Here is a 12284-nt window from a genome sequence, read left to right as displayed (position 1 = left end):
ATGCCTCCGGCGGGCGGGGCCGAGCCGCCGGGTCACGGACCCTCGACGCGGTGCCTGCCGGCGCCGTCGCCCCCGGCGCCCGGCAGCGGGTGGCGCAGCAGGACCTTGCTCCCCCGGTCGTCGACGTGGATCAGGACGGCGCCGACCATGCGCTGCATGAGACCGATGCCGCGACCGGCCGACTCGGTGGGGTTCCAGCTCCCGTGGTCGGTGATCTCGATGCACAGCGCGTCGGGCTCGGTCCACAGTGTCAGCTCGACGCTCCCGGGGTCGTCCGGACCGTAGGCGTGCTCGACGACGTTGGCGGTGGCCTCGTCGACGGCGAGGACGACGTCGTCGACCTCTTCCGAGGACAGCCCGAGAGGGGCGATCCAGGCGATGAGCTCACGGCGGATGTTCCCGAGCTCGCCTGCCTCGGCACGCCAGGCGCGGTGGACGAACTCGACGGCATCGGAGCCTGCCGGGGAGGTGCCGGCTAGGGAGACCTCGGTACTGGCGGCACTGCTGACGGTCGGGTCCGGGACGGCATGGATCGGGGCGGACGGGCGGGCGGGCTGGGTCATCGGCACGCTCCGTGAACTGGGTTCGACGCGGTTGGTCGAGGGGAGGTCGTACGAAGAGGGATTGCACCTTCGGGCCTTCACACAAACACCGCTGGTCGCAGTGAGGCCGACGTTCGTCCGCCCGGCGCAGCCTCCGGCCCGCCCTCCGGAGGGATCGCGCGGGCCGAACGACCCGAGGACGGCAGCCCGTGTGTGCGCCCGGTCAGCCCTGTCCCGTCAGCCCTGTCCCGTCAGCCCTGTCCCGTCAGCCCTGTCCCGTCAGCCCTGTCCCGTCACCGTCAGGTACAGCAGGACGATGTTGAGCGCGACGATCGCCGTGCAGACGATCACCCCGGCGACGATCGTCGTCCTGTTGTTGACGTCGTCACCCATGATCGAACGCCGCGACGTGAGGACCACGAGCGGGACGAGCGCGAACGGGATGCCGAACGACAGTACGACCTGGGAGACGATCAGCGCCCATGTCGGGTCGATGCCCATGCCGAGCACGATCAGCGCCGGGATCGCGGTGACGACGCGACGCGCCAGGATCGGAACCTTGATCTTGAGCAGCCCGGCCATCACGACCGACCCCGAGTAGCAGCCGACGGCCGTCGACGCCAGGCCGGAGAACAGCAGCGCGATCGCGAAGCCCAGCGCGAAGATCGGGCCGACCTTGTCGCCGATGGCGGCGTGCACGCCCTCGAGTGTCTCGGTGCGGTCGTCGCCGCTGAGCACGGCGGCACCGACGAGCAGCAGTCCCAGGTTCACCGCGCCCGCGACGGTGAGCGCCACCGCGACGTCCGCCTTCGTCGCCGACAGCAGCCGGCGCCGCTCCGGCCCGGGGGCGGGCGAGCCGTGCCGGTCGCGCGACAGCGACGAATGCACGTAGATCGCGTGCGGCATGACGGTCGCGCCGAGCATGCCCGCGGCCAGCAGGATGCTGCTGGTGCCGTCGAAGCCGGGGACGATCCCGCCCACGATGCCCGCGGCCGACGGCGCCGTCACGAACAGGCTCGCGACGAACCCGACGCCCACCACCAGCAGCATCGTCGTGATCACCCGCTCGAAGGGCTTCTGCCCGAAGCGGTCGCCGACCTTGAGGATGACCATCGACACGATCGCCGTGATCACCCCGCCCCAGATGAGCGGCAGGTCGAACAGCAGGGCCAGGGCGATCGCGCCGCCGAGGACCTCGGCGAGGTCGGTGGCCATCGTGACGAGCTCGGCCTGCGCCCAGTAGGCGAACCGGGTGCGCCTCGGCAGGTGCTCACGCAGCGACTCCGGCAACGACCTTCCCGTGACCAGGCCCAGCTTCGCGGACAGGTACTGCACCAGCCCCGCCATCGCGTTGGCCACCAGCACGACCCAGACCAGCAGGTAGCCGAACCCGGCGCCCGCGGCGGTGTTGGTCGCGACATTGCCGGGGTCGACGTACGCGGCTGCGGCCACCAGCGCCGGGCCGAGCAGCAACGCGCCGGATCGGGCGCGCACGACGCGCGCCTTCACCGCCGTGGTCATCGCGTTCACCCGCTCAGCCCTCCGGGAAGGTCGAGTCGTCCACCGTCATGATCGGCCAGTCTGCGTGAGGTCCTGGGTGATCGCCGTCTCAATCGGAGACGTTCACACACCACCACGTCATCGTCTGCCCGGATCGCGGCGCAGCAGGTAGGTGTCCATGATCCAGCCCTTGCGCTCGCGCGCCCGTGCCCGGACGCGGACGATCTCGTCCTTCACCTTCTGCAGGTCGCCGCTGACGAGGATCTCGTCGGGCGTGCCGAGGTAGGCACCCCAGTAGATCGCGACGTCGTCGTCGGGCAGCGAGGCGAAGGTGGTCGCGCCGTCGAGCATCACGACGACGTCGTCGACGTCGCGGGGCATGCCCGCGGCCAGCCGCCTGCCCGTCGTCACCAGCACGGAGCCGCCGACCCGGTTGAGGATGAGCCGGTGCGCGGCGGCGAGGGCGGCGACGCTGCTCACGCCGGGGACCGACTCGATGTCGAAGCCCTCGCCGCCGGTCGCGACGTCGGCCTCGCGGATGCCGGCGAGCAGGCGCAGCGTGCCGTCGTAGAGCGAGGGGTCGCCCCAGACGAGGAAGGCGCCGACGCCGTCGGGGCCGAGCTCGTCGGCGATCATCGCGGCGTAGAGGCCGGCGCGGCGGTCCTGCCAGTCGAGGACGGCGTCGCGGTAGGCGGTCCCGCTCGCGTCCCGGTCGCGTTCGGGATCGGGAGCGTCGACGACGCGATAGCCCCCCTCGACGTGACGGTCGAGCAACTCACCGCGCAGCGCGGCGAGGTCGTCCTTCACCGCACCCTTGTCGATGCCGAAGAACACGTCGGCCCGCCGCATCGCGGCGACGGCCTGAAACGTCAGATGGTCGGGGTCGCCCGCGCCGATCCCGATCACGAGCACCGTCCGCATCCCGCCGACCGTAGTCGATGCCCGCCGGGCCACCTCGGTTCTGTGACGTGCGGATCTGTGACGTGACGAGTCGCTCTGCCGGCCGGGTCGGCCCGGGCGGGTCAGGCCAGCGGCCGCAGGCCCCAGCGCGCGCTCCAGCGCTCGCCGGGCGCGAGGACGACCAGCCCGTCGCCGGAGTTCAGCGCGTCGGGCGGGCACGTCATCGGCTCGACCGCGACGGCGGGACCGTTGCCGCCGAGGTCGTCGGGGGTGAACACCTGCACCCAGCCGAACGCCGGGTCGGCCCAGAGCTCCACCCCGCCGTCGCCGTCGGGTGCGGTCAGCCGGTGACGGACCAGGTCGTCGCCGGTCTCGGGGCGGGCGCCGCCGAAGCAGTCGTCGAGGCGGGCGTCGTGCAACGCGATGGTGCGCTCGCCGTCGGCGAGGAGTCGCGGCTCGCCGGCCGGCAGCTGGTCGCGCAGCGGGACCGCGGTCGTCGCGGCCAGGTGCAGCGTGCAGTCGCGGACAGGGACGGACCCCACCCGCAGGTAGGGGTGCGAGCCGACACCGAACGGGACGTCGCCGGTGCCGAGGTTCTGTGCACCGATCGTCACGGTCAGCCCGTCGGCGGCCACGGAGTAGCCGACGGTGACCCGCACCGGCTGCGGCCAGCCGGGCTGCGGCACGGCCACCGCGGCGAGGGTGACGGCGTCGGCGGTCTGCTCGGCGACGGTCCAGCAGACGTGACGCAGCAGCCCGTGGATGGCGTTGCCCGCGGCCGGCTCGGTGAGCGCGAGCTGCTGTTCACAGCCCTGCCAGGTCCACCGGCCGCCGCGGACCCGGTTGGGCCACGGCGCGAGCAGGGCACCGCAGCCGCGCGGGGGGCGGACGTCCTCGGGGTAGGTCTCGACGTAGGCGCGGCCCCCGGACTCGAAGGCGCGCAGCCCGGCACCGACCTCGGTGACGACGGCGGTGGTGCCCGCGCCGTCGGTCACCGTGAGCTGCCGCCCGGTCGGGGGCATCATCCCGGTCGTCTGCGCCGCGTCAACGATCATGGCGGTGATCCTCGTCGGTCGCGGACCCCGCCGCCAGGGCCTCGCCGAGCGTCGCGGCGACCGACTCCACGGAGTCGGCGAGTGTGAACACGGCCGTGAGCCCGGTGACCTCCAGCGGGCGGCGCACAGCGCGGTTCCCGCCGACGACGACGTGCAGCGGTACCGCGGCCACCGCACACGCGCGGCGGGCCTCGACGAGCTGGTCGAGTCCCGAGGAGTCGAGGAACGTCACCGTGCTCATGTCCACCACGAGCGCCACCGGCCGCGACCCGAGCGCCTGCTCGACCGCACCCGCGAGCCTGCCCGCGCCGGCGAGGTCGAGGTCGCCCGAGACGGCGACGACCGCGACGCCACCCGGGGCGGGCGCGACACGGACCCCGGGATCGTCGTCTGGCATCAGTCCAGGGCGGACCTCCGGCGAGCCGTCCACACCGCAAGCCTAGGGGGTGACCGCCGGATCGGCCCTCCGGGTGGGGCGATCCGTGCGACTCTCACGGGGGCGGGTTCCGGTCCCGCAGGATCCGGGGCAGCAGCATCGTCACCAGTGCCGAGGCGGCGACGACCGGCCACACCCCGCCGACGGCCCACGCGCCGAACACCGCGAGGCCCACGACCTCGGTGGCGAACCCGGACACCGACGTCACCGTCGCTCGTGCCGAGCCGGTGATGCGTTCCTGCAGCCGCACCGCCAGCACCACCAGGACCAGCCGGTACCCGCCGTGGAAGAGGGCCACGAGGAGCATGCCCGCGGGCACCGCGAGGGCCGCCGCGACGGCCAGCGCGGCAACGGCCGCCGCGATCGTCGCGGTGAGCCGCCACCGGCCCCAGGCCGCGGCCCTGCCACCGAGCGCGGCACCTGCGGCTCCCGCGACGGCCGTCGCGACCACTGCGGGCGGGAGCAGCGCCGACGGGACGGACCATCCGGCCGCGAGCAGCGGGAAGTACTCCTCGACGGCGTCGACGCCCCCGAGGACGGCGACCGCGAGCAGGACCGCGCGCACCGGCGGGTGCGAGGCGGCCTCGACGACGCCGTCGCGCAGGTCGGCGACCCATCCGGGCCCGGGCGGGCCGGGCTCCTGTTCGGGGGTCGGGACGTCGTCGGTGGGCCGGACGTCGGGCAGTCTCGTGGCCAGCGCCGCCGTCAGCAGGCACGTACCGACGCTGAGCCACGCCACCGGCGCGAACCCGCCACCGGTCGCGAACAGAAGGGTCGCCAGCCCGGCGCCGGGCACCTGGGCCAGCAGCCCCGCGGCACTGGCCCCGCTCGCGATCCGCGCATAGCGCCACCGCTGTTCCGGCGCGAGCGCGTCGAACAGCAGCGCCTCCCGCGCGCCGGACTCCAGCGAGCCGCCGAGCGACCACAGCGCGAACCCCGCCGCGAAGCCGGTGAACGTGGGCCAGACCGCCCACACCGCATAGCCCGCGCCCTGGCCGACGTAGGCGGTGACGACGGCCCGGCGTCTGCCGAAGCGGTCGGCCAGCGCACCCGACGGGACCTCGGCGACCAGCCCGACGACGGACCAGATCGCGAACAGCGCCGACACCTGCGCCTCGGACAGGCCGGTGGCGACGAACCAGACCGCGTACAGCGAGTAGATGGGGACGAGGTCCGCGAGGAAGGCGACCCCGATCGCGAGCCGGGTCAGCCGCCGCGGATCGGGACGAGAGGGCTGTTCAGCGCATCAATCGGGAGGCATGGGCGTGATCGTAGAGCCAGCGGCCCGCACGCCGCGACACCGTTTCGGGCCGCTCAGGAGATCGCGGCCGCTGTCGTCGTGGTGGTCGTCGGCGGCGGCGTCGACACGCTCGTCGGCGGGTGGCCGTGCCCGGGACGGGTGGGCCGCGTCGGCGGGACGGTCGGCTGCGTCGTCGGCGGGGCCGTGGGTGGCGCAGTGGTCGGCGGCACGGTGGTCGGCGGCACGGTGGTCGGCGGCACGGTGGTCGGCGGCACGGTGCCGCCCTCGGCGCCACCCGGCGGGACCACGGGCGGGGGCACGACGGGCGGGACCACCGGTGGACCCGCTGGAGGCACGACAGCAGGTGGCACCACCGCCGGCGGGCCGGGCGGGGGCACCGCGGGCGCTTGCGCGACCGGTACCCGCACCGCGGGAGCGAGCGGGGCGACGGCCAGGGCACGGCCGGGCACGACGGGTGCGCCCGCGTCGGCAGGCGGCACGTCGGCGGCCGGCGGCACCTCGGCAGGCAGCGGGGCGCCGACGGTCGGAGCGACCGACGCGGGCGCTCCGACCCGCGTGGGCCCGACCGACTGCGCGAAGCTCGACACCCGCGGCGCCGGGTTCGCGTCGTCGTCGGTGGCACCCTGGGTGAACGCCAACCCGACACCGAGAGCTGCGATGCCGACCGCAGCCAGGCCCGAGTATGCGGCGAGCCGCACGCGCGCCGGTTTCGTCCGGAGGATCACCCAGGCCTGGGCGACGGCCCAGCCCAGCAGGGCGAGCGTCGCGATCAGCACGGCCCAGCGCTGCGTCACGATCGAACCTTTCTCCGGGGGGCCTGACCTCCCCATCCTGCGCCCCCGGGCGGTGGATGTCAGGCGGGGACACGGTGACGACGGTCCCGTCCCGTGACGACCCGGTCCCGACCCCGGCGCACAACCTCGGGGCCGTCGAGGCGCGTCCGGGCAGTCGTGAGGGTGCGGCCGAGGGCACAGCCGCACCCTCGACGCCGCCGGAGCCCCCGTGGCCGGCGAGCAGTTCGAGAGCGGAAGGGGTTGCGCACGGAAGGGCTCCCTCGGACGGCCGTCGGTCAGGCGTCGTAGTCGACGGTCACCGCCTCCGAGAGCGGGCGGGTCTGGCAGGTGAGGACGAAGCCGGCCTCGACCTCGTCGTCCTCCAGGGCGTAGTTGCGCACCATCCTGACGTCGCCGTCGCAGACCTTCGCCCGGCACGTCCCGCAGACGCCGCCCTTGCAGGCGAACGGCAGGTCGCCGCGGACGCGCTGGGCGGCGTCGAGCACGAACTCGGCGCGGGGCAGGGTCAGCGTCGTCGACCGGCCGTTGAGCACGACGGTGACCTCGCTGGTCTCCCCGTCGACGACGTCGTCGGCGCGGTGCAGCTCGGGCGGCGGCGCGTCGACATAGAACAGCTCGCGGTGCACGCGGCGCCGCTCCACCCCCAGCTCCCCCAGCACGGCGACGGCGTCCTCGGTCATCCCGAGCGGCCCGCAGAGCCACCAGTCGTCGATGCCCTCGACATCGACGAGCAGCGTCAGCAGCTGCCGCAGCTTCGCGGCGTCGAGGCGGCCGCTGACCACGTCGGCCTCCATCGGCTCCCGCGACAGCACGTGCAACAGGTGCAGCCGGGGGCCGTAGGCGTTCTTGAGGTCGGCGATCTCCTCGGTGAACATCACCGTGTCGGTACGCCGGTTGCCGTAGAGCAGCGTGACCCGGGTGTCGGGGTGTGCGCCCAGCAGCGACGCCGCGATCGACAGCACCGGGGTGATACCCGAGCCGGCGGCGACCAGGCCGTGGTGGGTACCCGCGGTGAGGTCGGGGGTGAAGCCGCCCGACGGCGGGCCGACCTCGATCTCCTCCCCCGCGACGAGCCGGTCGACGATCCACTCGGAGAACCGGCCGCCGTCGACACGGCGCACCCCGACCCGCGGCGGTGCGCCGGCAGGCGCGCAGATCGAGTAGGAGCGGCGCTCCTCGCCGTCGGCGGTCCGCAGCCGCAGCGTCAGGTACTGGCCCGGGCGGAAGGCGTAGTGCTCGGCGAGCGCGTCGGGCACGTCGAAGGTGACGGCGACGGCGTCGTCGCAGAGCCGGTCGACGGCGGCGACGCGCAGCGCGTGGAAGGTGCCGGTCGGCGCGGAACCGGTGGTGGGCGCGGTCGTGGCGGTGGGCACGCCTCAGATCTCCTTCATGTGCTCGAAGGGTTCGCGGCAGTCGGTGCAGCGGCGCAGCGCGGTGCAGGCGGTCGGGCCGAAGCGCGAGAGCTCCTCGGTGGCCCGCGACCCGCAGTTGGGGCAGGTCACGGTCGTCGCCGGGGCGGTCAGCGTCAGCGGCACCGGGCCGGGCGCGGGCCGGGGCGCCGTGCCGGGCGGGGCGACGCCCGCCTCGGCGAGCTTGCGCCGCCCGTCCTCGCTGATCCAGTCGGTGCTCCACGCCGGTGCGAACACCGTCCGCACGCGGACGGGCCCGAACCCGGCGGCGCGCAGGGCCTCGGCCAGGTCGGCACGCATCTCCGCCACCGCGGGGCAGCCGGAGTAGGTGGGGGTGATCGTGACGGTCACGGCGTCGCCGTCGGTGTCGACGCCGCGGACGACGCCCAGGTCGTCGAGGGTGAGCATGGGCATCTCGGGATCGACGACGCGCGCGACGACCTCCCGCGCGCTCACCACGACGCCCCCGGGTGCGCGCGGGCCAGGCTCTGCATCCGGTCGAGGACCAGCCCCAGCGCCTCCGTGTGCGAGCCCTGACGGCCTCCGCGCCCGCCCAGGGTGCCGCGACCGGGCCGGTCCGGGCGGGTCAGCGTCGCGGCCGCGAACACCTGGTCGAGCACGGCGTCGACCTCCCCGCGGGTCTCGGCCGGGTCGGTCGCGACGCCCGCCGTGACGAGCCGGTGTTCCACCTCGGAGGTCCGGAACAGCTCCTCGACGTGCGGCCACACCTCCTCGAGACCCGCCTGCATCCGGCGGTGCGACTCGTCGGTGCCGTCGCCGAGGCGCAGCGTCCAGCGCGCCGCCCAGTCGCGGTGGTAGGTCAGCTCCTTCACGCCCTTCGCCGCGACGGCCGCCACCACCGGGTCCCGGGAGCCGACGAGCCGCGACAGCAGCGCGAGCCGCCACGTCGAGAACACGAGCAGGCGTGCGACGGCGACCCCGAAGTCGAGGTCGTCGCCGGTCTCGGCCAGCCCGACGTTGCGGAACTCCGCGTCGCTGCGCAGGTAGGCCAGCGCGTCCTCGTCACGGCCCGCGCCCTCGACGTGCCCGGCCCGCGACAGCAGCACCCGGGCCTGGCCGAGCAGGTCCAGCGCCGTGTTGGCGAGGGCGACCTCCTCCTCCAGCTCCGGGGCGTTGGACACCCACTCGGAGATGCGGTGGCTGCAGACCAGCGCGTCGTCGCCCAGCATCAGGCAGTACTCGGCGAGGTCGGCGGCGTCGACGCCGTCGGGGACGGGCGCCTCGATCTCGGCCTGCACGTCCTCGAACCCGGAGCCGAACGCCCAGCGCGGGTCGTCGTGCCCGGTCGTCTCCGACAACGACTGGTAGGCGTTGGTCGCGTCTTCCTCTTCTGCGTGTGGGCTCATCAGAGGTGCGGCACCTCGTCCGGGATCGCGTAGAACGTCGGGTGCCGGTAGACCTTGTCGGCCGACGGGGCGAAGAACGGGTCCTTCTCGTCGGGGCTCGACGCGGTGATCAGGTCGGCCCGCACCACCCAGATGCTGACGCCCTCGTTGCGCCGGGTGTAGACGTCGCGCGCGTTGTGCAGTGCCATCTCGTCGTCGGCGGCGTGCAGGGACCCGACGTGGACGTGGTTGAGGCCGCGCTTGCCACGGACGAAGACCTCGTAGAGCGGCCAGGTGCGCCGCGGCGTGGGCTCGTTCACGCCGCGTCCTTCCGGGCCGCGCGGGCGGCCTGCTTGTCGGCCCAGGCCTGCGCGGCCTCGCGGACCCAGGCACCGTTCTCGTGGGCGCGACGACGGTGGGCGACGCGCTGCGCGTTCGCCGGGCCCGAGCCGGAGACGACGGCCTTGAACTCCGCCCAGTCGGGCTCGCCGTAGTCGTGCGCGCCGCGTTCGGCGTTCCAGCGCAGGTCCGCATCGGGCAGCGTGACGCCCAGCGCCGCGGCCTGCGGCACCGACATGTCGACGAACCGCTGCCGCAGCTCGTCGTTGGTGTGGCGCTTGATGCCCCACGCCATCGACTGCCGGGTGTTCGGCGAGTCGCCGTCGGGCGGGCCGAACATCATCAGCGACGGCCACCACCAGCGGTCGACGGACTCCTGCACCATCGTGCGCTGCGCGTCGGTGCCCTTGACCATGGCCAGCAGCAGCTCGTAGCCCTGCCGCTGGTGGAACGACTCCTCCTTGCAGATGCGGATCATCGCCCGCGCGTAGGGGCCGTAGGAACAGCGGCACAGCGGCACCTGGTTGCAGATCGCGGCGCCGTCGACCAGCCAGCCGATGACCCCGATGTCGGCGTAGGACAGGGCCGGGTAGTTGAAGATCGACGAGTACTTCTGCCGCGAGTCGATCAGCCGTTCGGTGAGGTCCTCCCGGTCGACGCCCAGGGTCTCGGCCGCGGCGTAGAGGTACATGCCGTGCCCGGCCTCGTCCTGCACCTTGGCCAGCAGGATCGCCTTGCGGCGCAACGACGGCGCCCGCAGGATCCAGTTGCCCTCCGGCTGCATCCCGATGATCTCGGAGTGCGCGTGCTGGGCGATCTGGCGGATGAGCGTGCGGCGGTAGCCCTCGGGCATCCAGTCGCGGGGCTCGATGCGGCGGTCGGCGGCGACGGTCGCGTCGAACCCGGCCTCGAGGGCCCCCGTGCCGGGCCCGGTGTGCGGCGCTGTGTCGGGTGTCCCGGTGGCAGGTGTGCCGGTGTCGGCCACGACGTCCTCCTCTACCGAATGTTCGTTCGGCCAAGGATGACGCAGCCGGGCCCGGACCGCAACCCGCGCACCCTGCCCTGCCCGCAACCCGGCTCGGCAGCCCGCGCATCCCCGGCCCGCGCCGGCGGTCCGCCCACCCGCCGGTGGGCGAGCCCGTCCGGACTCGCGGGAGGCCGGCGGGCCGGAGGGACTACCGACTCACCGGAAGGATCCCCTCGACGGCAGCGAGGGCGACGTCCTCGGGCAGCCGCGACATGCCCCGGCGCCCCGGCCGGTACCACTCGGCCACGGAGTTGACCAGGCCGGACAGCAGCCGGGCGGCGAGCACCGGGTCGACACCCTCGCGGATCTCCCCCGCGTCGGCGGCCGCCTTCACGAGGGCCGCGATCTCGCCGTCGTAGTCGCGACGGCGCTCCAGCGCCCACCGCTCGGTCTCGGTGTTGCCACGCACCCGCAGCAGCAGGGTGACGTAGGGCAGGTCGTCCATGAGCACCCGGACCTGGCGGGTCACGATCCGCCGCAGCCGCTCCGACGGACCGGTGGGCGGCTCGGCGCCGGGGGGCTCGTCGAGGGCGGAGAACAGCCCGTCGAGCGCGCGTTCGAGCGCGGCGCGCAGCAGCGCCTCCTTGCCCGCGAAGTGGTGGTAGAAGGACGACTTCGTGATCCCCACCGCGCGAGAGAGGTCCTCCATGCTGGTGGCGTCATACCCCCGGGCGTTGAACTCGAGGACGGCCTTGTCCAGCAACGACTCCGGCCCCCCGCTGGGCCGGCGCGGCCGGCGGGCCGGCTCGGGTTCCCCCGCGACGGGCCGGGTGCTCGCCGTGCTCATCGCCCCTCGAAGGTCGGCTTGCGCTTGTCCAGGAACGCGGCGACCGCGCCGGCGTGGTCGGCGGTGGTGGCCAGCCGTGCCTGCCCGCGACCCTCGTTGGCGAGGACGGCGGACAGCTCGTTGACCGCACCGAACCGCACCGCGGACTTCACCTCGGCATAGGCCGTCGTCGGACCGGCGGCGAGGGTGCGGGCGAGCTGCAGCGCGTCGTCGACGGCCTCGCCCTGCGCGATCCGGGCGAGCCCCCAGGCGGCCGCGTCCTCGGCGGTGAAGCGTTCACCGAGCAGGAGCAGCTCGGTCGCGCGGGCGACACCGACCATGTGCGCGAGCGTCGCCGACAGACCGGAGTCCGCGGTCAGCCCGATGCCGGTGAAGGCCGTCGCAAAGGTGGCTCCGGCCGCGGCGACGCGCAGGTCGGCGGCGAGCGCGAAGCCCAGGCCGGCGCCGACGCAGGTGCCGTTGACGGCCGCGATCACCGGCTTGGGCGCCTCGGCAATGGCGAGCACAATGGGGTTGTAGTGCTCCTCGACGGTCGTGAACTCGGCACCCTCGGCGAGGCCGACGGCGTGTTCGCCGAGGTCCTGGCCGACACAGAACGACCGCCCGGACCCGGTGAGCACGACGGCGCGGACGCTGTCGTCACCGGCGACGGAGACGAGCGCGTCGCGCAGGGCGACCTTGAGCTCGACGGTCAGGGCGTTGTGCCGCTCGGGACGGTTCATCGTGACGAGGGCGACGGCGGGATCGGCGCTGTCGCGCTCGACGAGGACGGCGGGAGGGTCGGCGGCCATCGGGTCATGCTAACGGCTCTCCAACCGATCGTTCGGTCAGTGGCGGTCGCCGCGACGTTCCGCTCACCGGGTGGAGGTGCTAGCTTGCGACGACTGA

General features: G+C 74.1%; 14 protein-coding genes. All 14 read right to left on the bottom strand.

Annotated elements, in window-relative coordinates; all coding sequences use genetic code 11:
* Nucleotides 1-32: 32 nt before the first annotated feature.
* The gene (locus tag TOK_RS20930; RefSeq protein WP_098959695.1) at nucleotides 33-563 is read right to left on the bottom strand and encodes an ATP-binding protein; all 531 of its coding nucleotides are present in this window, start codon (nucleotides 561-563) and stop codon (nucleotides 33-35) included.
* A gap of 258 nt (nucleotides 564-821) precedes the next feature.
* Nucleotides 822-2063: an Nramp family divalent metal transporter gene (locus tag TOK_RS20925; RefSeq protein WP_098959765.1), complete on the bottom strand. Its 1242-nt coding sequence runs from the start codon at nucleotides 2061-2063 to the stop codon at nucleotides 822-824.
* Between the two features lie 117 nt (nucleotides 2064-2180).
* Nucleotides 2181-2963: a precorrin-6A synthase (deacetylating) gene (gene cobF / locus TOK_RS20920; RefSeq protein ID WP_098959694.1), complete on the bottom strand. Its 783-nt coding sequence runs from the start codon at nucleotides 2961-2963 to the stop codon at nucleotides 2181-2183.
* Between the two features lie 101 nt (nucleotides 2964-3064).
* On the bottom strand, nucleotides 3065-3997 hold the full coding sequence (locus TOK_RS20915) for an aldose 1-epimerase family protein (protein ID WP_253258529.1): 933 nt from the start codon (nucleotides 3995-3997) through the stop codon (nucleotides 3065-3067).
* Nucleotides 3987-4394 (bottom strand): STAS domain-containing protein, encoded by a 408-nt coding sequence (locus tag TOK_RS20910; protein ID WP_141566476.1) that lies wholly within the window; start codon nucleotides 4392-4394, stop codon nucleotides 3987-3989. The genes TOK_RS20915 and TOK_RS20910 overlap by 11 nt, the downstream gene beginning before the upstream one ends.
* Before the next feature lie 94 nt (nucleotides 4395-4488).
* Nucleotides 4489-5586: an MFS transporter gene (locus TOK_RS20905; RefSeq protein ID WP_374754918.1), complete on the bottom strand. Its 1098-nt coding sequence runs from the start codon at nucleotides 5584-5586 to the stop codon at nucleotides 4489-4491.
* A 161-nt stretch (nucleotides 5587-5747) separates the two neighbouring features.
* Nucleotides 5748-6488: a hypothetical protein gene (locus TOK_RS32755; protein WP_172457682.1), complete on the bottom strand. Its 741-nt coding sequence runs from the start codon at nucleotides 6486-6488 to the stop codon at nucleotides 5748-5750.
* 275 nt (nucleotides 6489-6763) lie between these two features.
* Nucleotides 6764-7861 carry a 1,2-phenylacetyl-CoA epoxidase subunit PaaE gene (gene paaE / locus TOK_RS20895; protein ID WP_098959691.1) on the bottom strand — a complete coding sequence of 366 codons (1098 nt, stop codon included), beginning with the start codon at nucleotides 7859-7861 and terminating at the stop codon, nucleotides 6764-6766.
* A 3-nt stretch (nucleotides 7862-7864) separates the two neighbouring features.
* Nucleotides 7865-8356 carry a 1,2-phenylacetyl-CoA epoxidase subunit PaaD gene (gene paaD, locus TOK_RS20890; RefSeq protein WP_098959690.1) on the bottom strand — a complete coding sequence of 164 codons (492 nt, stop codon included), beginning with the start codon at nucleotides 8354-8356 and terminating at the stop codon, nucleotides 7865-7867.
* The gene (gene paaC, locus TOK_RS20885; protein ID WP_098959689.1) at nucleotides 8350-9264 is read right to left on the bottom strand and encodes a 1,2-phenylacetyl-CoA epoxidase subunit PaaC; all 915 of its coding nucleotides are present in this window, start codon (nucleotides 9262-9264) and stop codon (nucleotides 8350-8352) included. Before paaC ends, paaD begins: the two co-directional genes overlap by 7 nt.
* Nucleotides 9264-9563, bottom strand: coding sequence for a 1,2-phenylacetyl-CoA epoxidase subunit PaaB (gene paaB / locus TOK_RS20880; RefSeq protein ID WP_098959688.1), 300 nt, complete (start codon nucleotides 9561-9563; stop codon nucleotides 9264-9266). The genes paaC and paaB overlap by 1 nt, the downstream gene beginning before the upstream one ends.
* Entirely contained in the window at nucleotides 9560-10567 is a 1008-nt protein-coding gene (paaA, locus tag TOK_RS20875; RefSeq protein ID WP_098959687.1) for a 1,2-phenylacetyl-CoA epoxidase subunit PaaA, read from the bottom strand. Before paaA ends, paaB begins: the two co-directional genes overlap by 4 nt.
* Nucleotides 10568-10757: 190 nt before the next feature.
* Nucleotides 10758-11396: a TetR/AcrR family transcriptional regulator gene (locus TOK_RS20870; RefSeq protein ID WP_098959686.1), complete on the bottom strand. Its 639-nt coding sequence runs from the start codon at nucleotides 11394-11396 to the stop codon at nucleotides 10758-10760.
* Nucleotides 11393-12187 carry an enoyl-CoA hydratase/isomerase family protein gene (locus tag TOK_RS20865; RefSeq protein WP_098959685.1) on the bottom strand — a complete coding sequence of 265 codons (795 nt, stop codon included), beginning with the start codon at nucleotides 12185-12187 and terminating at the stop codon, nucleotides 11393-11395. Before TOK_RS20865 ends, TOK_RS20870 begins: the two co-directional genes overlap by 4 nt.
* Nucleotides 12188-12284: the final 97 nt, after the last annotated feature.

Origin of the sequence: Pseudonocardia sp. N23 (assembly GCF_002583555.1) — a bacterium.
Classification (GTDB): domain Bacteria; phylum Actinomycetota; class Actinomycetes; order Mycobacteriales; family Pseudonocardiaceae; genus Pseudonocardia.
Note: the sequence above shows the minus strand (reverse complement) of the source record. Positions and strands in the feature narration are given on the sequence as shown.